We start from the raw sequence: 19,521 nt of genomic DNA on the forward strand, positions 1-19,521 counted from the left end.
ACCCTCACCGCCCCATGTCTTCAATGTCCCAGCCCGCGCACGAGGAGTCCGTCTTCCACGCCTTCTACGCACAGGAGCTGCCGGCGCTGCAGCAGGCCTGCGCGTTTTTCATGGCGCTGCTGCAGTCCATCCTCTCCCAGGCCCGCCACATCGACATCGCCAAGGTCGAGGGCCGCGTGAAGGACCGCGACGAATGCGTGCACAAGTTCTCCCGCAAATACCGCACGGCGCTGGAGGAAAGCGGCACGCCCTACGAAATCCGCCACTACATCACCGACCTGATCGGCGTGCGCGTGGTCTGCCTCTACGAGGACGAGCTGGAGAAGGTGGCGCAGATCGTGCAGTCGCACTTCGACGTGATCGACGTGACAGACAAGGTCAGCGCCATTGAGGGCACCGAGGCCTCGTTCGGCTACAAGGGCCTGCACCTGGACCTGCGGCTCAACGCCGAGCAGGCGGCGCTGCCCCAGAACGCGGCCTACGCCAACCAGCCATTCGAGCTGCAGGTGCGCACCATCATCCAGGACGCCTGGAGCGTGCTGGACCACAAGATCAAGTACAAGAAATCGATTCCCGCGCAGCTCAAGCGCCGCATCAACGTGCTGTCGGCGCTGTTCGAGCTGGCCGACCGCGAGTTCCGCCAGATCCGCGACGCCACCGCGGCCGAGCTGCAGCGCGCGTCCGACGAGATCACCGAGCCCGAATCCGGCGCCGCGCGGGCGCCCGCGCCCGGCAGCGAGCTCAATGCCTTCACCTTCCTGAAGATCGCCAACCATTTCTTCAAGGACGCGGAGTTCGATGCGCAGAAGGTGGACCAGTTCGTGGACGACATCCGGGCCTGGTCGCCGGGCATCACCCGTGCGCGCTTCAATGCGCTGATGCGCGAGACCCTGGCCACGGTCAAGCGCTACAAGCAGTTCTACGAGGAGCACACCCCCGAGGGCAGCTTCACCCCCTTCACCGTGATCCGCCACTGCCTGTACCTGGGCGACAAACAGCTGTTCCGGCGTGCTTTACGCAACAGTTCCCGCGAGGCCTTCGAAGCATGGCTACAGGGAACTTCATATGCCTAGATACAGGTCAAGAACGGCGAAAGCTCCCGGCCGCAAAGCAGCATGTGCTATCAAAAATTTGTGGAAATAAGTCCAAATTTTGTCGCGTAGGCGACGTTGCTTGAGTGTTTCCCCCTACGCATCGGACCGTGCAGGTACTAATATATTGTGCACTGCAACATAATTTGCACATCCCCATGCTGTACACCATCTACGAAACCCAGCGCACCCTTATGGAGCCCTTCGCCGACTTGGCGCAAGCGGCCGCCAAGTTCTATAGCAATCCGCTGTCTCCCTTCAGCGAAACACAACTGGCGCACCGCATGTCGGCTGGCTACGAGTTGCTGTTCCGACTGGGCAAGGACTACGAAAAACCCCAATTCGGCATCCGCACCATCGATGTGGACGGCGTGAGCTGCGCCATCCACGAGCGCGTGGAGATCGACAAGCCATTTTGCGAGCTGCGCCGGTTCAAGCGCTTCTCAGACGACCCCGACACCCTGCTCAAGCTCAAGGAGCAGCCCGTGGTGCTCGTCGTCGCGCCCCTGTCCGGGCACTACGCCACGCTGCTGCGCGATACCGTGCGCTCCATGCTCGAAGACCACAAGGTCTACATCACCGACTGGAAGAATGCGCGCCTGGTGCCTATGTCCGAGGGGGAGTTCCACCTCGACGACTATGTCAACTATGTGCAGGAATTCGTCCGCCACCTGCAGCTCAAGTATGGCAACTGCCATGTGATGAGCGTGTGCCAGCCTACGGTGCCCGTGCTGGCCGCCGTCTCGCTCATGGCCAGCCGTGGCGAGACCACGCCGCTGTCCATGACCATGATGGGCGGACCGATCGACGCCCGCCGCTCGCCCACGACAGTGAACACCCTGGCCACCAAGCGCAGCTACCAGTGGTTCGAAAACAATGTCATCTACCGCGTGCCCAGCAGCTTCCCGGGCGCGGGGCGCCGCGTCTACCCGGGCTTCATGCAGCACATAGGCTTCGTGGCCATGAACCCGGACCGCCACGCAACCAGCCACTACGACTATTTCAAGAACCTGATCCGGGGCGATGACGCGAGCGCCGAGGCGCACCGCAAGTTCTATGACGAGTACAACGCCGTGCTCGACATGGACGCCAACTATTACCTCGAAACCATCAAGACCGTGTTCCAGGACTACAGCCTGGTCAATGGTACCTGGGACGTGCGCTCGCCCGAAGGCAAGCTCGAGCGCGTGTGTCCGCAGGACATCTCCAACACGGCCCTGCTGACCATCGAGGGCGAACTCGACGACATCTCCGGCAGCGGCCAGACAGAAGCGGCCCAGGGCCTGTGCTCCGGCATCGCGGCCGAGCATCGCATGCACTACGAGGTCAAGGGCGCGGGCCACTACGGCATCTTCAGCGGCCGCCGCTGGCGCAAGCATGTGTATGCCAAGGTGCGTGACTTCATTCGCGCCAATCAGCCCGGTCAGCCCTCCGGCGCGGCGGCACGCGTGCGCCGCGCGCGCACCGGTACCTGAACGGAACGGCATCATGGCCCTGGCGGAGGCCTCGTTGTTACCGGCTGCGACGCTGCGGGCGCTGGCCGAACGCATAGACGCGGCCCTGCCCCAGACCCAGTGCACGCGCTGCGGCTACCCTGACTGCGCGGCCTACGCGCGCGCTGTGGCCAGCGGCGAGGCCGGCATCAACCAATGCCCTCCGGGCGGGGCCCAGGGCGTGGCGCGACTGGCGGCAATCACCGGCCGGCCCGAGCTGCCGCTGAGCGCCGCCCATGGCCAGGAGGCGCCCCGCGCCGTGGCCGTCATCGACGAGAACTGGTGCATAGGCTGCACGCTGTGCATCAAGGCCTGCCCCACGGATGCCATCCTGGGCCTGAACAAGCGCATGCATACCGTGATCGCTCCCCATTGCACGGGGTGCGAGCTGTGCCTGCCCGCGTGCCCGGTGGACTGCATCCGCATGGAAAACGCCAGCGGCCAGGCCACCGGCTGGGCCGCCTGGTCCGCACAGCAGGCCGAACAGGCGCGCGTGCGCTATGGAGCGCGGCAGGAACGCCTGCGGCACGAGGAACAGGAAACCCAGGCAGCACTGGCGCAGGCCAGTGCGGCGCCGGGCGAGGGCCGGCCCGGGGCCGACGCCCATGCCGTGCCCATGCCGCACGGCTCCAAGCATGCCGCGATCGCCGCCGCACTGGCGCGCGCCCGGGCACAACGCGCCGAGCACGGCTGAAGCCCAAGCGGCTTGGCCGCGCCTCCCCCTTTCCCCACGCTGCGCGCAAGGGGCGCGATGCGCGATTGGAAAACCGATACGGCCCGGGTGTCTTCCGCGCCGGGCCTGCAGCGCGCGCGGCCGCCCTCCCCGATAATCACCCTCCTATGAATCCCCTGCTCTCCTTATTGCAGCCCTACCCGTTCGAGCGGCTGCGACAGCTTTTCGCGGGGGTCACGCCCTCGGCCCAGCACAGTCCCATCAGCCTGGGCATCGGCGAGCCGCGCCACGCCACGCCGCAGTTCATCAAGGATGCGCTGGCCGAGGGGCTGGCGGGCCTGGCGAGCTACCCGTCCACCCTGGGCGAGCCGCGCCTGCGCGAGGCCTGCGCGGGCTGGATGCAGCGGCGCTACGGCGTCGCCGTGGACCCGGCCACGCAGGTGCTGCCCGTCAACGGCTCGCGCGAGGCGCTGTTCGCCTTTGCCCAGACGGTAGTGGATGCGTCCCGCCCCGGCGCGACCGTGGTCTGCCCCAACCCCTTCTACCAGATCTACGAGGGCGCCGCGCTGCTGGCGGGCGCCACGCCGCACTACACGCCCAGCGACCCGGCGCGCAACTTCGCCGTGGACTGGGACAGCGTGCCCGAGAGCGTGTGGCAGCGCACGCAGCTGCTGTTCACCTGCTCGCCGGGCAACCCCACGGGCGCCGTGATGCCGCTCACGGAGTGGGAAAAACTGTTCGCGCTGAGCGACCGCTACGGCTTCGTGATCGCCTCGGACGAGTGCTACAGCGAGATCTATTTCCAGGGCGAGCCCCCGCTCGGCGGCCTGGAGGCCGCGCACCGCCTGGGCCGCACGGACTACCGCAACCTGCTCGCCTTCACCAGCCTGTCCAAGCGCAGCAACGTGCCGGGCCTGCGCAGCGGCTTCGTGGCCGGCGATGCCACGCTCGTCAAGGCCTTCCTGCTCTACCGCACCTACCACGGCAGCGCCATGGGGCCGGCCGTGCAGGCCGCGAGCATCGCCGCCTGGAACGACGAGGCGCATGTGCAGGAAAACCGCGACCTGTACCGCCGCAAGTTCGCCCAGGTCACGCCCATGCTGGCCCAGGTCATGCAGGTGGGCCTGCCCGACGCGGGCTTCTACCTCTGGGCCAGGGTGCCCGACGCCCTGGGCATGAGCGACACCGAGTTCGCCCGGGCACTGCTGGCTCAATACAATGTGACGGTACTGCCGGGCAGCTATCTGGCGCGCGACGTGAACGGCGCCAACCCCGGCGCCCAGCGCGTGCGCATGGCCCTCGTGGCCGAGGCCGAGGAATGCGAGCAGGCCGCCCGGCGCATCGTGCAATTCATCCAATCCCGTATCTGAGCTCACCATGAGTCAACAACTGCAGACCCTGATCGACAACGCCTGGGACAACCGCGCAAGCCTTTCCCCCGCCTCCGCACCGAAGGAGGTCGTGGACGCCGTGGAACACGTGATCTCCGAGCTCGACAACGGCCGGCTGCGCGTGGCCACGCGCGAAGGCGTGGGCCGCTGGACCGTGCACCAGTGGATCAAGAAGGCCGTGCTGCTGTCCTTCCGCCTGAAGGACAACGCCCTCATGAAGGCCGGCGACCTGGCCTTCTTCGACAAGGTGCCGACGAAGTTCTCCCACCTCACGCCCGACGAAATGGCCGCCACCGGTGTGCGCGTGGTGCCGCCGGCCGTGGCCCGCCGCGGCAGCTTCATCGCCAAGGGCGCGATCCTGATGCCCAGCTACGTGAACATCGGCGCCTACGTGGACGAGGGCACCATGGTCGACACCTGGGCCACCGTCGGCTCGTGCGCGCAGGTGGGCAAGAACGTGCACCTGTCGGGCGGCGTGGGCCTGGGCGGGGTGCTCGAGCCGCTGCAGGCCGGCCCCACCATCATCGAGGACAACTGCTTCATCGGCGCGCGCTCCGAGATCGTGGAGGGCGTGGTCGTCGAGGAGAACTCCGTCATCTCCATGGGCGTGTACATCGGCCAGAGCACTCCCATCTACGACCGCGCCACGGGCGAGACGATCTACGGCCGCGTGCCCGCGGGCTCGGTGGTGGTCAGCGGCAACCTGCCCAAGGACGGCGGCCGCTACAGCATGTACGCCGCCATCATCGTCAAGAAGGTGGACGCCAAGACGCGTTCCACCACCAGCCTGAACGACCTGCTGCGCGACTGACGCGCACGGGCCAGCCGATCGGCGGCCGCGCACGACAACGACCACGAGAGAGGGAGCGAGCATGAGCACGATGGAGCGGATCTTGCGCCTCATGGGCGAGAAAAGGGCTTCCGACGTCTACCTGTCGGCCAACGCACCGGCGCTGATCAAGATCAACGGCGAGTGCGTGCCCATCAACAGCCAGATCCTGCCGCCCGACGCGCCCAGGAACCTGCTGGCCGAGGTCGTGCCGCCCGAGCGCATCGAGGAACTGGAGGAGACGGGCGAGCTCAACATGGGCGTGCCGCTCCCGGGCGTGGGGCGCTTTCGTATCAGCGCCATGCGCCAGCGCGGCACCTACGCGGTGGTGATCCGCTTCATCGCGCAGGAGATCCCGAAGCTGTCCTCGCTGAACCTGCCGCCGGTGCTCAGCGCGCTCATCATGGAAAAGCGCGGCCTGATCCTGGTCGTGGGCGCCACGGGCTCGGGCAAGAGCACGACGCTCGCCGCCATGATCGACGAGCGCAACGAGGCCATGACCGGCCACATCCTCACCGTGGAGGATCCGGTCGAGTACCAGTTCAAGAACAAGCGCTCCATCGTCAACCAGCGCGAGATCGGCGGCGACACGCAGTCGCTGCAGACGGCGCTGAAGAACGCGCTGCGCCAGGCGCCCGACGTGATCCTGATCGGCGAGATCCGCGACCGCGAGACCATGTCGTCCGCCATCGCCTACGCCCAGTCGGGCCACCTGTGCCTGGCCACGCTGCACGGCAACAACAGCTACCACGCGCTCAACCGCATCCTGTCGTTCTACCCCGTCGAGGTGCGCTCCACCATGCTGGGCGACCTGGCCTCGGCGCTCAAGGCCATCGTCTCGCAGCGCCTGGTGCGCACCAAGACGGGCGAGCGCCTGCCGGCCACGGAGGTCATGCTCAACACCAAGCTGGTGGCCGACCTGGTCGAGCAGGGCAACTTCTCCGGCGTGCGCGACGCCATGGAAAAATCCATGGCCGAAGGCTCGCAGACCTTCGAGGAGGCACTGGCGCACCTGATCCTCAGCGACAAGATCGACCGCAAGGAAGGCATGGCCTACGCCGACTCGCCCACCAACCTCATGTGGCGCCTGCAAAACGACTTCTCCATCGCCGCCAAGGCCGCGCAGGCCCAACAGGAGGCGAGCCAGCCGCCCGAGGACGACGAACCCTCGTTCACCGAGATCGTGCTGGACGTCAAGCCCGTTTGAAGCGCCACCCATTGACCTGTCCGATGTCCCCCACCCTGCTGCTGACCGAACAACTCATCGCCCGCCCCTCCGTCACGCCCGAGGACGCAGGCTGCCTCGACCTGCTGGCCGGGCGCCTCGCGCCCCTGGGCTTCGCCTGCGAGCGGCTGGACAGCGGGCCGCCCTCCTTCCACGTCAGCAATCTATGGGCAAAACGGGCTGTGGCGCCCGTCAGCCAAGGGAAAGCAGCTATCAAAACGGTAGTTTTCGCCGGCCATACCGACGTCGTGCCCACGGGCCCCGTGGAGCAGTGGAGCAGCGCGCCGTTCACGCCCACGCAGCGCGACGGCCGCCTGTACGGGCGCGGCGCCAGCGACATGAAGACCTCCATCGCCGCCTTCGTCGTGGCCGTGGAGGAGTTCCTGGCCGCCACGCCCACGCCGGCCATCGCCATCGCCTTCCTGCTCACCAGCGACGAGGAAGGCCCGTCGGTGGACGGCACCAAGGTGGTCGTCGAGCAGCTGCGCGCGCGCGGCGAGCGCCTGGACTGGTGCATCGTGGGCGAGCCCACCTCCGTGCAGAGCACGGGCGACATGATCAAGAACGGCCGCCGCGGCACGCTGTCGGGCAGGCTCACCGTCCGCGGCGTGCAGGGCCACATCGCCTACCCGCAGCTCGCGCGCAACCCCATCCACCAGGCCGTGCCCGCGCTGGCCGAACTGGCCGCCACCGTCTGGGACCAGGGCAACGCCTTCTTTCCGCCGACCAGCTGGCAGATGAGCAACATCCACGGCGGCACGGGCGCGACCAACGTCATCCCGGGCCAGGTGGTCATCGATTTCAACTTCCGCTTCTGCACCGAATCCACGGCCGAGAGCCTGCAGAAGCGCGTGCACGCGGTGCTCGACCGCCACGGCCTGGAATACGACCTGGCCTGGACGCTGGGCGGCCAGCCCTTCCTGACCACGCCGGGCGAGCTGGTCGGCGCCGTGCAGCAGGCCATCCATGCCGAGACGGGCCTCACGACCGAGCTGTCCACCACCGGCGGCACCAGCGACGGGCGCTTCATCGCGCAGATCTGCCCGCAGGTGGTCGAGCTCGGCCCGCCCAACGACAGCATCCACAAGATCGACGAGAACATCCGCCTGACGGACATCGAGCCGCTCAAGAACATCTACCGCCGCACGCTCGAAAACCTCAACGCGCAGGCAGCGGCATGACGTCGGCCGTGCACGGCGCCACCGTGGGCGCGCTGATCGCCAGCGGCGCGCAGCAGCTGGCCCGGGCCGGCGTGGCCTTCGGCCACGGCACCGCCAATGCGCACGACGAGGCCGCCTGGCTGGTGCTGTGGCGCCTGGGCCTGCCACTGGACAGCGCGCTCGACGAGGACGCGCCGGATTCTGTGGCAAATCAGCCCGTAACGCCCGCCAACCAAGCGCTGGTAGCTACGCTTTTCGAAGAACGCATCGCCACGCGCAAGCCCGCCGCCTACCTCACGCGCGAAGCCTGGCTGGTGGGCGTGCCGTTCTACGTGGACGAGCGCGCCATCGTGCCGCGCAGCTTCATCGCCGAGATCCTGGCCGACGGCAGCATCGACGACTGGCTGACCGACCGCACGACGAACGTGCTGGACCTGTGCAGCGGCAACGGCAGCCTGGCCGTGCTCGCGGCGCTGGCCTGGCCCGAGGTGCGGGTGACCGGCGCCGACCTCTCGCCCGACGCGCTCGCCGTGGCGCGCATCAACGTCGAGCGGCACGGCCTGCAGGGGCGCATCACTCTCGTGCAGTCGGACGGCCTGGCCGCCGTGCCCGGCCCCTGGGACCTGATCCTGTGCAACCCGCCCTACGTGAACGCGCAGAGCATGTCCGAGCTGCCCGCCGAATACCGCGCCGAACCCGAGCTGGCGCTGGCCGGCGGCAGCGACGGCATGGACTTCATCCGCCGCCTGCTGCGCGAAGCCCCCGCCTGCATGACGGAGGACGCCGTGCTGGTGCTGGAGATCGGCAACGAGCACGCCAACTTCGAGGCGGCCTTTCCGCAATTGCCCGTGTTCTGGCTGCCAACCAGCGCGGGAGACGAACAGGTGCTGCTCATCACGCGTGCGGCCCTGCTTGATTTCAAACCATGATTTCCTTGAAAAACGTCACCTTGCGCCGCGGCAGCAAGGTGCTGCTCGACGGCGTTTCCGCCACCATCAACCCCGGCGAGAAAGTCGGCCTCGTGGGGCGCAACGGCGCCGGCAAGTCCACCCTCTTCGCACTCCTCAACGGCACGCTGCACGAGGACGGCGGCGACTTCTCCATGCCCCCGCAGTGGCGCATGGCGCAGGTGGCGCAGCACATGCCCGAGACTGGCCAGCCGGCCACGGATTTCGTGCTCGATGGCGATACGCGCTTGTCCCAGCTGCGTGAGCAGCTTCAAAAAGCGGAGCAGTCGGGCGACGGCATGGCCATTGCCCAGGCGCACGCCGACCTGGCGGACGCCGGCGCGCACGACGCGCCGGCGCGCGCCCAGGCGCTGATCCAGGGCCTGGGCTTCCAGGTGGCCGAACTCGACAGGCCCGTCAACAGCTTCTCCGGCGGCTGGCGCATGCGCCTGCAGCTGGCGCGCGCCCTCATGTGCCCCAGCGACCTGCTGCTGCTCGACGAGCCCACCAACCACCTGGACCTGGATGCGCTGGTCTGGCTCGAAGCCTGGCTCAAGCGCTACGAGGGCACGCTCATCGTCATCAGCCACGACCGCGAATTCCTCGACGCCGTGACCCAGGTCACGCTGCACATCGACAACGCCCAGCTCACGCGCTACGGCGGCAACTACAGCCAGTTCGAGGAACTGCGCGCTCAGCAGCTCACGCTGCAGCAGGCCGCGTTCGAGCGCCAGCAGACCAAGATCGCCCACCTGCAGAAGTTCATCGACCGCTTCAAGGCCAAGGCCACCAAGGCGCGCCAGGCGCAAAGCCGCGTGAAGGCACTGGAGCGCATGGAAAGGATCGCCCCCGTGCTGGCGAGCGCCGAATTCACCTTCGAATTCCAGGAACCCGCCAACCTGCCCAACCCCATGCTGGCGCTGACCGACGCGGCCTTCGGCTACCGCGCCGAGGACGGCAGCGAGAAAACCATTCTGAGCGGCGTCAGCCGCACCGTGCTGGCGGGCCAGCGCATAGGCATCCTGGGCGCCAACGGCCAGGGCAAGTCCACCCTGGTCAAGACCATCGCCCGGACCCTGGCGCCCCTGGGCGGCAAGGTTACCGAGGGCAAGGGCCTCGCCATCGGCTACTTCGCCCAGCAGGAGCTGGACGTGCTGCACCCCGGCGACCACCCGCTGGCGCACATGGTCCGCCTGGCGCGCGAGCTGCAGCAGGACGCGCGCGAGCAGGACCTGCGCAACTTCCTGGGCAGCTTCAACTTCAGCGGCGACATGGTGCTGCAGAGCGTGGGCAGCATGAGCGGCGGCGAGAAGGCGCGCCTGGTGCTGGCCATGATCGTCTGGCAGCGCCCCAACCTGCTGCTGCTGGACGAGCCCACCAACCACCTGGACCTGGCCACGCGCGAGGCGCTGGCCATGGCGCTCAACGAGTTCGAGGGCACGGTGATGCTGGTCAGCCACGACCGCGCCCTGCTGCGCTCCGTGTGCGACGAATTCTGGCTCGTGGGCCGCGGGCAGGTCGGGCCGTTCGACGGCGACCTGGACGACTACCAGCGCTACCTGCTCGACGAATCCAGGCGCCTGCGCGAGCAGGCCCGCGCCGCCGCCCCGGCGCCCGCGGCCGCGCCCGCTCCCGACGCGCGCGAGCAGCGCCGCCAGGAGGCCCAGGCGCGGCAGCAGCTGGCCGAAAAGACCCGCCCCTTGAAGCGCGAACGGGAGGCCATAGACCAGCGCCTGGAACTGCTGGCCCAGGAGAAGGCGCAACTGGAAGAGCGTCTGATGCAGCAACTGCCCCCCGCCGAGATCGCGGAATGCGGCCGGCGCCTGAAAACCTGCATCGAAGAGGTCGAACACCTCGAGGAAAGGTGGCTGGATGTGTCCGCCGCGCTGGAGGAATTGGGGCAATGAGCGATCCGCGCGCCTTCCCATGCCAGGTGCGATTCGCCCTTAGCGCTTGCCCATAAAGCGCTTTTTGCTCTCCTATCAGGAGCAATTGCGACCACCCTTCGGGGGTTGCATTTTTTTGCGAGTGCATGTCAACGCCGCGCCAGGAGACCGCGTTGTGGATACATCTAAGGAGTTATCCCTATGACCATGACCGCAATGCTCTCTGCCTGGCCCGAAGACGAACGCGACCGCAAGCGCGCCCCGAGCCGTCTGTAAGAGCGTGGGCAGGCCCGCCGGCGGGCTTATTTGAGCGCCCCTCTTCGATAGGCATTATTCAGGACCCCGAACCAGCGCCCCGCGCCTCGGTTCTCCATAAAAAAAGGAACGTGCCGGCACGTTCCTTTTTGCTTTGCGCATGCCCGCACGAAGCAGCGGGCATGCCTGGGCCGTCAGCGCATGTGCAGGCCGCCGTTGACGGAGAAATCGGCGCCGGTGGCATAGCCGCCCTCATCCGAGGCCAGCCAGGCAACGATGGAGGCGATTTCGCTGGGCTCGCCCAGGCGCTTGACGGGCACGGTGCCGACGATCTTCTCCAGCACCTCGGGACGGATGGCCTTGACCATGTCCGTGCCGATGTAGCCCGGGCTCACGGTGTTCACCGTCACGCCCTTGGTCGCGAGCTCCTGCGCCAGCGCCATGGAAAAGCCGTGCATGCCGGCCTTGGCGGCCGAGTAGTTGGTCTGGCCGGCCTGGCCCTTTTCGCCGTTCACGCTGGAGATGTTGATGATGCGGCCCCAGCCCTTTTCCACCATGTCGCCCACGACCTGCTTGGTCACGTTGAACATGCTGTTGAGGTTGGTCTCGATGACGGCGTCCCAGTCCTCCCGCGTCATCTTCACGAACATGCGGTCGCGCGTGATGCCGGCGTTGTTGACCAGCACGTCGATGCTGCCGTGCTCGGCCTTGGCCTTGGCGAAGGCTTGCACCGTGGAATCCCATTCGCCCACGTTGCCGGCCGAGGCGTAGAAGGTATAGCCCAGCGCCTTTTGTTCGTTCAGCCACTTTTCATAGTCGCGGGTAGGGCCGCAGCCCGCGATGACCTTCATCCCTTCCCGGTGCAGGCGTTGGCAAATGGCAGTGCCAATCCCACCCATGCCTCCCGTTACGTATGCGACTTTCTGGCTCATTATGTGCTCCTGTTTTGTGGATGAAACGGTTATCACTCTACCCAAAAATCAGACCCGTTCCTAAGGGAAAAACGCGCACAAAGGAATTTCCATCCCGGCGCAAGGATCGGGCATGATGTGCGGCTCGGCGCGGGCTTCGAACAGGTTCTTGCGCCAAGCCCACGCCGAGATAGGGCGGCGTTTCTCAGCGCTCCAGGGCCATGGAGACACCCATGCCGCCGCCGATGCACAGGGCGGCCAGCCCCTTGGCGGCGTTGCGGCGCTGCATCTCGTGCAGCAGGGTGACCAGTACGCGGCAGCCCGAGGCCCCGATGGGGTGGCCGATGGCGATAGCACCGCCGTTGACGTTGACGCGTGCCGGGTCGATCGCCAGCTCCTTGTTCACCGCGCAGGCCTGGGCGGCGAAGGCCTCGTTGAGCTCGAACAGGTCCACGTCGGCCGCGTTCCAGCCGGCGCGCTGCAAGGCCTTGCGCGATGCGGGCACGGGCCCCATGCCCATGGTGGCGGGGTCCAGGCCCGCCGTGCCGTAGGCGGCGATGCGCGCCAGCGGCTTCAGGCCCAGGGCGGCGGCCTTCTTGGCGCTCATCACCACCACGGCGGCGGCGCCGTCGTTGATGCCCGAGGCATTGCCCGCCGTCACCGTGCCTGCCTTGTCGAATGCCGGGCGCAGGCCCGCCAGCGCATCGGCGCTGGTCTTGCGGTTGAGGTATTCGTCGGCATTGAACAGGATGGGGTCGCCCTTTTTCTGCGGCAGCGAGACGCCGACGATCTCGTCGGCGAAGCGGCCGGCGTCCTGGGCGGCGGCGGCCTTCTGCTGGCTGGCCAGGGCCAGCGCGTCCTGCATCTCGCGCGTGATGCCGTAGGCCTTGGCCACGTTCTCGGCCGTGATGCCCATGTGGTACTGGTTGTAGACGTCCCACAGGCCGTCCACGATCATGGTGTCGGTCAGCTTCCAGTCGCCCATGCGCTGGCCCTCGCGAGAGCCATTGAGCACGTGGGGCGCCAGGCTCATGTTCTCCTGGCCGCCGGCCACCGCGATCTCGCTGTCGCCCGTGGCGACGGCCTGGGCGGCGAGCATGACGGCCTTCAGGCCCGAGCCGCACACCGCGTTGATCGTGAGCGCGGGGGTTTCCTTGGCCACGCCGGCCTTGATCATGGCCTGGCGCGCGGGGTTCTGGCCGCAGCCCGCGGCGAGCACCTGGCCCATGATGACCTCGCCCACCTGGTCCGGCGCGACGCGCGCGCGCGCCAGGGCCTCGCGAATCACAAGGGCGCCCAGATCCGTGGCCGCGGTCTTGGCGAGTGCGCCGCCAAACTTGCCCACGGGTGTGCGCACGGCGGAAACGATGACGATGTCTTCCATGGTGAGTCCTCTTTGCAGTGATGCCTGCAGGCGCCGCGCCGCAGGCGAATAAAAAATGCTACCGGTGGCAGGTCAGGCCTTTTGCCTGACGTAGCGTCCCGGCGCCGGTTCTATGGCCTTGAAATGCGGCGCCTTGCCATAGCTCTTGGGTGCGGCGATCTGCTTTCCCGCGTGGCCCTTGAGCCAGTCGCACCAATCGTCCCACCAGCTGCCGGGCAGCTCGGTCGCGCCGGACAGCCATTCGTTCAGGGTGGGAGGCAGCTTGCCGTCCTCGCGCACCCAGTGGCTGCGCTTTTTCTTCGCCGGCGGGTTGATCACGCCCGCGATATGGCCCGAGGCGCCCATGACGAAGCGCTTCTTGCCGGGCAGCACCTGGGTGGATGCGTAGGCCGCGGAGACAGGCACGATGTGGTCTTCGCGCGAACCGTAGAAGTACACGGGCAGCTTGACCTTGGACATATCCAGGCTTTCGCCGGACACGGTCAGCACGCCGGGCTTGACGAGGTTGTTTTCCAGGTAGAAGTTGCGCAGGTACCAGGCGTAGTACGGCCCGGGCAGGTTGGTGCTGTCGCTGTTCCAGTACAGCAGGTCGAAGGGCGGCGGCGTCTGGCCCTTGAGGTAGTTGTCGACCACGTAGTTCCACACCAGCTCGTTGGGGCGCAGGAAGCTGAAGGTGGAGGCCAGGTCCTGGCCCTTCATGAGCCCGCCCTGCCCCATCTGCATCTCGCGCAGGCGCACGAAGTTCTCGTCGATGAACACGTCGAGGATGCCGGTGTCGCCGAAGTCGATGAGCGTGGTGAGGAAGGTGGCGCTGGCCACGCTGTCCTGGCCGCGCGCGGCCAGCACCGCCAGCCCGTTGGCCAGCATGGTGCCGCCCACGCAGAAGCCCAGGGTGTTGATCTGCTCGACCCCGGCAATCTTCTGCACGGTGGCGATGGCCGTGAGCACGGCGTCCTCGATGTAGTTGTCCCAGGTCTTTTGCGCGAGCGATGCGTCCGGGTTGCGCCAGCTCACCACGAAGGTGCGGTGGCCCTGGGCCACGGCGTGGCGGATCAGCGAGTTCTCGGGCTGCAGGTCGAGGATGTAGTACTTGTTGATGCACGGCGGCACCATGAGGAAGGGCCGCTCGTACACCTTGGGCGTGAGCGGCTTGTATTCGAGAAGCTGGAACAGGTCGTTCTCGAACACCACCGCGCCTTCGGTGGTGGCCACGTTGCGGCCCACCTCGAACCGGCTCTCGTCGGTCATGGAGATATGGCCCTGGCGCATGTCGTGCAGCAGGTTGGCCACGCCCTTGGCGATGCTCTCGCCATGGGTTTCCAGCGCTTTCTTCTGCGCGTCGGCATTGAGGGCCAGGAAGTTGCTGGGCGCCATGGCGGCCAGCCATTGCTCCACGCTGAAGCGGATGCGCGCACGGGTCTTTTCGTCGGCTTCCACGGCATCGGCCAGCCCCATGAGGGCGCGGGCCTGCAGCTGGTAGGCCGCCACGGAGAAGGCCGACAGCGGGTTGTGCGCCCAGTTCTCCCCGGCGAAGCGCCGGTCGCTGGTCTTCGACGGCTGGGAATGCAGGCCCTGGCCCCACAGCGCGCGCGCATCTTCCATGTACTGCTGCTGCAGCGCGGCGAGCTTGTCGGCCGCGAAGCTCACCGCGGTGGAGGGCGGCATGGACATGGCCTTGCCCAGTTCCCCTGGCTGCAGCATCTGTACTGCCTTGCCCCAGCTCTCGCCGAGTATCTGCTGGAACTGCCGGGCGCTTTCGGTCCAGTCTGTTTGGTCATTCATGCTGCTGCTGTCTCCATTAAATATGCCCGGTACGGGCAAGGCTCTCGATTGTTGCCGAGCCACCCCCGGCTCGGCAATCCGCGGCAGTGCCGCGGGGCTTTGGGTTCACGGTGCAGTCGCCTGCCGGTCACAATCCGTGCGTTCTCAGGATTTAAACATGTACTTGGTGCTTATCGGGTGGTTGTATGTGACCGTTTTGATGGCCGTGGCCGAAGGCCTGTCCACGCAGGGCACGGTACTGGGCGCCATCGTCACCTTTGTGCTCTACGGGCTTCTACCCATTTCCATCGTGCTCTACATCCTGGGTACGCCGGCGCGCAAGCGTGCCATCCGGGCACGCGAGCGGGCCGAGGCAGCGGAATCAGCCGGCCAGCCAGATGCAGGCGGCCATGCGTCCGCTGGTGCCGAGCGCGGGAGTGTCGCGCCGGTGCGAAAAGAACCGTGAGGGGTTGCCCACGGTGCACCAGGCGGGCGAGCCGTCGTTGCCGTAGAGCGCCGTCACGCCCTGCTCGCGCAGGCGCTGGCGCGCCAGCCCCGCCAGATCGGCCAGCAGCTTGCCCTCGCCGCCATGGGGCCTGAAATGCCGGGCGGCCTGCGGGTCCTGCGCGCAGAAGGCCTCGCGCACCTCGGGGCCGACCTCGAAGGCCTGCGGGCCTATGCAGGGGCCCAGCCAGGCGATCACGTCGCCGGGCAATCGCGGTGCTTCATCTTCGATAGCTGCCGGCGCTTGCCCCGCATGGCCTGGGGCGAGAAAATGCTCCAAGGTCTTTTCCAGCACCCCCGCGGCCAGGCCGCGCCAGCCCGCATGGGCGGCCGCCACGCGCGTGCCCGCGCGGTCGGTGAAGAGCACGGGCAGGCAGTCCGCCGCCATGACGATGCAGGCCACGCCCCGCGCCCGGGTGGTGCAGGCGTCGGCGTCGGCGCCCTCGGGCGTGTCCTCGTCGAGCGGCAGCACGTCCGTGCCGTGCACCTGGCGCAGGTACACCGGCCGCACGGGCCGCCCCCCGGCGCCCAGGGCCGCCTGCAGCGCGGCCCAGTTGGCCTGCACGGCCTCGGGGGCGTCGCCCACGTAGCGGCCCAGGTTGAAGCTGTCGTACGGCGGCGCGCTCACGCCGCCGTTGCGCGTGGTGCACAGCGCACGCACGTGGGCGGGGGCCGGCCAGTCGGGCTGCAGCCAGTCGTGGGGAACGGGGTGCGCCACGGGCTCACTCATGGTCCGGGCAGGCGCTGGGCTGGGCGCGCTGGAAGGCCGGCAGCTGCATGCAGGCCTCGAACGCGGCCATGGTGCGCGGCAGGCCGCCCAGGTCCACGCCGAAGCGCTGGCCGTTGAAGATCTGCGGCACCAGGCAGCAGTCGGCCAGCGTGGGCGCGTCGCCCCAGCACAGGCGCGAGGGCGCCAGGCCCGCGGCGGCGCGCTCCCGGTCCAGCAGCGCCAGCTGGCGCTCGAAGGCCTCCAGGCCCTGGCGCACCCAGTGGTGGTACCAGTCGTCCTTGGCCGCGTCCGGCACCTTCAGCTGGTGCTTGAGGTACTTGAGCACGCGCAGGTTGTTCAGCGGGTGGATCTCGCAGGCCACCATCTGCGCCAGCGCCCGCACGTGGGCGCGCGCCAGGGCGTCGCCGGGCAGCAGCGGCGGCTCGGGGTGGGTTTCGTCCAGGTATTCGATGATGGCCATGGACTGCGCGAGCAGGTGCCCGTCATCGGTCTGCAGCGCCGGCACCAGCGCGTCGCCCAGGCGGCCGGCATAGGCCGGGGCCCGCTGCTCGCCCTTCTGCAGGTGCACGGGCACGTAGTCATAGGGCAGGCCCTTGAGCTCCAGCGCGATGCGCACGCGAAACGATGCCGAGGAGCGGAAATAGTTGTAGAGCTTCATGTGGCCGCAGCATAAGCCAGCAGGGCGAAATGCGCCCAGCCGCCCATGGGAAGGCCCGCACCGTGGCACACTGCATCCGTCCTCCACACGTCCCGAAAAAAGCGTCAGAAAACCATGAGCTATGTGATTCCCGCCCCCGTCCAGGCCAGCGTTCCCGTGCTGGGATCGGCCGATCGCTTTCCCGTGCACCGCATCTACTGCGTGGGCCGCAACTATGCCGAGCATGCCAAGGAGATGGGCTTCACCGGCCGCGAGCCGCCCTTCTTTTTCATGAAGCCGGCCGACGCCGTGCTGCCCGTGAACGCGGGCGAGACGGGCAGCATGCCCTACCCCTCGCTCACCAAGGACCTGCACCACGAGATCGAGCTGGTGGTGGCCATCGGCAAGGGCGGCAGGAACATCGCGGCGGCCGATGCGCGCCAGCACATCTGGGGCTACGCCGTGGGCCTGGACATGACGCGCCGCGACCTGCAGGGCGAGATGAAGAAGCAGGGCCGCCCCTGGTGCATCGGCAAGGGCTTCGACGCCGGCGCGCCCATCGGCCCCATCACGCCCGCCGCGCAGGCGGGCGACGTGGAGCGCGCCGCGATCTGGCTGCAGGTCAACGGCGCCGACCGCCAACGCAGCACGGTCGATCAGCTGATCTGGAACATTGCCGAGACCATCGAGCACCTGTCGGCCGCCTGGGAGCTGCAGCCCGGCGACCTGATCTTCACGGGCACGCCCGAGGGCGTGGGCGCCGTGGTGCGCGGCGACGTGCTGGAGGGCGGCATCGATGGCCTGGGCCGGCTGCGCGTGGCGCTGGTCTGATTCAACAAGAATAGCTGCCGGCGCTTGCCACACAAGCGCTTGAAGGCATTTTGACCATAGAAACCCGATGATTTTCCGCCGCCCCATCAAGCACTGCCGCGAATGCGGCGCGGCCGTGGCCTACCGCCTGCCCGGCGACGGCGACACGCGCGAGCGCGCCGTCTGCCCGGTCTGCGGCACCATCCACTACGAGAACCCGCTGATGGTGGTGGGCACGGTGCCGGTGCTGGGCGAGCGCGTGCTGCTGTGCAAGCGCAACATCGAGCCGCGCTGGGGCAAGTGGACGCTGCCCGCCGGCTTCATGGAGCTCGACGAGACCACGGAGCAAGGCGCGGCGCGCGAGACCGACGAGGAGGCCGGCGCCCAGATCGAGCTGGGACCGCTGTTCTCGCTGCTGAACGTGCCGCAGGTGGGCCAGGTCCACATCTTCTACCTGGCCACGCTGCTGAGCGACCGCTTCGACCCCGGCCACGAGACCATCGAGGCGCGCCTGTTCACCGAGGACGAGATCCCCTGGGACGAGATCTCGTTCCGCACGGTCAAGAAGACGCTGGAGCGCTTCTTCGCCGACCGCCGCGCGGGGCGCTTCGGCGTGCACTGCGTGGACATCACCTGAGAGCGCCGCTCCCGCGCCGGCGGCCCAGCCCGGCCAGGCACAGCGCCGCGAACGCGCCGCCGGCCCAGAAGGTCGCAGCCGGCCCCATCGTCTCCCACAGCAGCCCGGCGATCACGCTGGCCGCCAGCATGGCCAGGCCGCTGGCCAGGTTGAACACGCCATAGGCCGTGCCGCGCAGGTCCGCCGGCGCCGCGTTGGCCACCATGGTGGCCAGCAGGCCCTGCGTCATGCCCATGTGGATGCCCCACGCCGCCACGCCCGCGATCACCATGCTCCAATGCTGGGCCGTGGCCAGAAGCGCGTCCGCCACGATCAGCACGACCAGGCCCCAGGCCAGCAGGCGCGTGTGGCCGACGCGGTCCGACAGCCAGCCGAACGGATAGGCCGCGGCCGCGTAGACCAGGTTCATGGCCGCCATCACCAGCGGCACCAGCGCCATGGCAATGCCGGCCTGCTGCGCGCGCAGCACCAGAAAGGCCTCGCTGAACCGCGCCAGCGTGAACAGGGCCCCCACGGCCACCACCCACCAGTAGGCGGGCCCCAGGCGGCGCATGTTCCCGCGCCGTATCGGGTTGGTGCGGCGCGCGCCCTCGTGCCGTTCGGGCTCGCGCACGCCCAGCGCCAGCACGGCCACCGCCAGCAGGCCCGGCACCACGGCCACCCAGAACACGGCGCGGAAGTCGTCCGCCCACAGCAGCATCAGGCCGGTGGCCAGCAGGGGGCCGACGAAGGCGCCCACCGTGTCCAGCGACTGGCGCAGGCCAAAGGCCGCGCCACGGATCTCGGGAGGCGTGATGTCGGCCACCAGCGCGTCGCGCGGCGCGCCGCGCACGCCCTTGCCTACGCGGTCGATCAGGCGCGCGGCCAGGACCAGGCCCGCGCCCGAGGCCATGGCGAACAGCGGCTTGGTGAAGGCGCCCAGGGCGTAGCCCAGCAGCGCCAGGCCCTTGCGCCGTCCGAAATAGTCGCTGAGCGCGCCCGAGAACACCTTGACCATCAGCGCCGTGGCCTCTGCCAGGCCCTCGACGAGGCCGACCGCGAGGGCAGACATGCCCAGCGTGCCCACCATGAACATGGGCAGCAGGCTGTGGATCATCTCGGAGGAGATGTCCATCAGCATGCTGACCAGGCCCAGCGCCCACACGGCGGCGGGGATGCGCGCGCGCGGGGCTTGCCGTGGTGGCTGCATGGGCGAAG

The 19,521-nt window shown here is 68.1% G+C and carries 18 protein-coding genes; 12 read left to right on the plus strand and 6 right to left on the minus strand.

The annotated features are described in order from the left end of the window. Positions 1–14: 14 nt before the first annotated feature. From ACX12L_RS10885 to ACX12L_RS10925, 9 genes are all read left to right on the plus strand, one after another. Complete coding sequence (locus ACX12L_RS10885) at positions 15–1,073, plus strand: GTP pyrophosphokinase (RefSeq protein WP_459262567.1); 1,059 nt, start codon at positions 15–17, stop codon at positions 1,071–1,073. Positions 1,074–1,249: 176 nt separating this feature from the next. After that, the gene (locus ACX12L_RS10890) at positions 1,250–2,566 is read left to right on the plus strand and encodes a polyhydroxyalkanoate depolymerase (RefSeq protein WP_459262568.1); all 1,317 of its coding nucleotides are present in this window, start codon (positions 1,250–1,252) and stop codon (positions 2,564–2,566) included. A 13-nt stretch (positions 2,567–2,579) separates the two neighbouring features. Beyond that, entirely contained in the window at positions 2,580–3,278 is a 699-nt protein-coding gene (rsxB, locus tag ACX12L_RS10895; protein ID WP_459262569.1) for an electron transport complex subunit RsxB, read from the plus strand. A gap of 146 nt (positions 3,279–3,424) precedes the next feature. After that, the gene (dapC, locus tag ACX12L_RS10900; RefSeq protein ID WP_459262570.1) at positions 3,425–4,627 is read left to right on the plus strand and encodes a succinyldiaminopimelate transaminase; all 1,203 of its coding nucleotides are present in this window, start codon (positions 3,425–3,427) and stop codon (positions 4,625–4,627) included. A 7-nt stretch (positions 4,628–4,634) separates the two neighbouring features. Continuing rightward, a complete protein-coding gene (gene dapD, locus ACX12L_RS10905; RefSeq protein WP_459262571.1) occupies positions 4,635–5,459 on the plus strand; it encodes a 2,3,4,5-tetrahydropyridine-2,6-dicarboxylate N-succinyltransferase in 825 nt (274 codons plus the stop codon). 61 nt (positions 5,460–5,520) lie between these two features. Further along, positions 5,521–6,684, plus strand: a complete 1,164-nt coding sequence (locus ACX12L_RS10910) for a PilT/PilU family type 4a pilus ATPase (RefSeq protein WP_459262572.1) — start codon at positions 5,521–5,523, stop codon at positions 6,682–6,684. A 23-nt stretch (positions 6,685–6,707) separates the two neighbouring features. Then, on the plus strand, positions 6,708–7,883 hold the full coding sequence (gene dapE / locus ACX12L_RS10915; protein WP_459262573.1) for a succinyl-diaminopimelate desuccinylase: 1,176 nt from the start codon (positions 6,708–6,710) through the stop codon (positions 7,881–7,883). Continuing rightward, the gene (gene prmB, locus ACX12L_RS10920) at positions 7,880–8,791 is read left to right on the plus strand and encodes a 50S ribosomal protein L3 N(5)-glutamine methyltransferase (RefSeq protein ID WP_459262574.1); all 912 of its coding nucleotides are present in this window, start codon (positions 7,880–7,882) and stop codon (positions 8,789–8,791) included. The genes dapE and prmB overlap by 4 nt, the downstream gene beginning before the upstream one ends. Beyond that, a complete protein-coding gene (locus ACX12L_RS10925; protein ID WP_459262575.1) occupies positions 8,788–10,716 on the plus strand; it encodes an ABC-F family ATP-binding cassette domain-containing protein in 1,929 nt (642 codons plus the stop codon). Before prmB ends, ACX12L_RS10925 begins: the two co-directional genes overlap by 4 nt. Positions 10,717–11,144: 428 nt before the next feature. Here the strand turns inward: ACX12L_RS10925 and phbB are convergent, their stop codons facing one another. From phbB to ACX12L_RS10940, 3 genes are all read right to left on the minus strand, one after another. After that, on the minus strand, positions 11,145–11,882 hold the full coding sequence (gene phbB / locus ACX12L_RS10930; RefSeq protein WP_459262576.1) for an acetoacetyl-CoA reductase: 738 nt from the start codon (positions 11,880–11,882) through the stop codon (positions 11,145–11,147). A gap of 184 nt (positions 11,883–12,066) precedes the next feature. Beyond that, a complete protein-coding gene (locus tag ACX12L_RS10935; RefSeq protein WP_459262577.1) occupies positions 12,067–13,245 on the minus strand; it encodes an acetyl-CoA C-acetyltransferase in 1,179 nt (392 codons plus the stop codon). Positions 13,246–13,317: 72 nt separating this feature from the next. After that, positions 13,318–15,027, minus strand: coding sequence for a PHA/PHB synthase family protein (locus ACX12L_RS10940; protein ID WP_459262578.1), 1,710 nt, complete (start codon positions 15,025–15,027; stop codon positions 13,318–13,320). A gap of 157 nt (positions 15,028–15,184) precedes the next feature. Here ACX12L_RS10940 and ACX12L_RS10945 point away from each other — a divergent pair, with 157 nt between their 5' ends. Beyond that, positions 15,185–15,472: a hypothetical protein gene (locus ACX12L_RS10945; RefSeq protein WP_459262579.1), complete on the plus strand. Its 288-nt coding sequence runs from the start codon at positions 15,185–15,187 to the stop codon at positions 15,470–15,472. Here the strand turns inward: ACX12L_RS10945 and pgeF are convergent. Continuing rightward, complete coding sequence (gene pgeF, locus ACX12L_RS10950) at positions 15,389–16,240, minus strand: peptidoglycan editing factor PgeF (protein WP_459262580.1); 852 nt, start codon at positions 16,238–16,240, stop codon at positions 15,389–15,391. The two genes, ACX12L_RS10945 and pgeF, sit on opposite strands and share 84 nt — an antisense overlap. After that, complete coding sequence (gene maiA, locus ACX12L_RS10955; protein WP_459262581.1) at positions 16,233–16,898, minus strand: maleylacetoacetate isomerase; 666 nt, start codon at positions 16,896–16,898, stop codon at positions 16,233–16,235. Before maiA ends, pgeF begins: the two co-directional genes overlap by 8 nt. 114 nt (positions 16,899–17,012) lie before the next feature. On the opposite strand from maiA, the gene ACX12L_RS10960 reads away from it, so the two are divergent. Beyond that, positions 17,013–17,708, plus strand: a complete 696-nt coding sequence (locus tag ACX12L_RS10960) for a fumarylacetoacetate hydrolase family protein (protein WP_459262582.1) — start codon at positions 17,013–17,015, stop codon at positions 17,706–17,708. Between the two features lie 67 nt (positions 17,709–17,775). Beyond that, positions 17,776–18,324, plus strand: coding sequence for an NUDIX hydrolase (locus ACX12L_RS10965; protein WP_013519084.1), 549 nt, complete (start codon positions 17,776–17,778; stop codon positions 18,322–18,324). Here the strand turns inward: ACX12L_RS10965 and ACX12L_RS10970 are convergent. Next, positions 18,317–19,513: an MFS transporter gene (locus ACX12L_RS10970; protein ID WP_459262583.1), complete on the minus strand. Its 1,197-nt coding sequence runs from the start codon at positions 19,511–19,513 to the stop codon at positions 18,317–18,319. The two genes, ACX12L_RS10965 and ACX12L_RS10970, sit on opposite strands and share 8 nt — an antisense overlap. Between the last annotated feature and the right edge of the window lie 8 nt (positions 19,514–19,521).

This window comes from Alicycliphilus sp. T452, assembly GCF_054512775.1.

Coding starts and splice junctions, on each gene's coding strand:
- ACX12L_RS10945 (WP_459262579.1), top strand. CDS start 15,185: ATGTACTTGGTGCTTATCGGGTGGTTGTATGTGACCGTTTTGATGGCC.
- ACX12L_RS10970 (WP_459262583.1), bottom strand. CDS start 19,513: ATGCAGCCACCACGGCAAGCCCCGCGCGCGCGCATCCCCGCCGCCGTG.
- phbB (WP_459262576.1), bottom strand. CDS start 11,882: ATGAGCCAGAAAGTCGCATACGTAACGGGAGGCATGGGTGGGATTGGC.
- pgeF (WP_459262580.1), bottom strand. CDS start 16,240: ATGAGTGAGCCCGTGGCGCACCCCGTTCCCCACGACTGGCTGCAGCCC.
- prmB (WP_459262574.1), top strand. CDS start 7,880: ATGACGTCGGCCGTGCACGGCGCCACCGTGGGCGCGCTGATCGCCAGC.
- dapD (WP_459262571.1), top strand. CDS start 4,635: ATGAGTCAACAACTGCAGACCCTGATCGACAACGCCTGGGACAACCGC.
- ACX12L_RS10965 (WP_013519084.1), top strand. CDS start 17,776: ATGATTTTCCGCCGCCCCATCAAGCACTGCCGCGAATGCGGCGCGGCC.
- ACX12L_RS10885 (WP_459262567.1), top strand. CDS start 15: ATGTCTTCAATGTCCCAGCCCGCGCACGAGGAGTCCGTCTTCCACGCC.
- maiA (WP_459262581.1), bottom strand. CDS start 16,898: ATGAAGCTCTACAACTATTTCCGCTCCTCGGCATCGTTTCGCGTGCGC.
- dapC (WP_459262570.1), top strand. CDS start 3,425: ATGAATCCCCTGCTCTCCTTATTGCAGCCCTACCCGTTCGAGCGGCTG.
- ACX12L_RS10890 (WP_459262568.1), top strand. CDS start 1,250: ATGCTGTACACCATCTACGAAACCCAGCGCACCCTTATGGAGCCCTTC.
- rsxB (WP_459262569.1), top strand. CDS start 2,580: ATGGCCCTGGCGGAGGCCTCGTTGTTACCGGCTGCGACGCTGCGGGCG.
- dapE (WP_459262573.1), top strand. CDS start 6,708: ATGTCCCCCACCCTGCTGCTGACCGAACAACTCATCGCCCGCCCCTCC.
- ACX12L_RS10925 (WP_459262575.1), top strand. CDS start 8,788: ATGATTTCCTTGAAAAACGTCACCTTGCGCCGCGGCAGCAAGGTGCTG.
- ACX12L_RS10960 (WP_459262582.1), top strand. CDS start 17,013: ATGAGCTATGTGATTCCCGCCCCCGTCCAGGCCAGCGTTCCCGTGCTG.
- ACX12L_RS10935 (WP_459262577.1), bottom strand. CDS start 13,245: ATGGAAGACATCGTCATCGTTTCCGCCGTGCGCACACCCGTGGGCAAG.
- ACX12L_RS10940 (WP_459262578.1), bottom strand. CDS start 15,027: ATGAATGACCAAACAGACTGGACCGAAAGCGCCCGGCAGTTCCAGCAG.
- ACX12L_RS10910 (WP_459262572.1), top strand. CDS start 5,521: ATGAGCACGATGGAGCGGATCTTGCGCCTCATGGGCGAGAAAAGGGCT.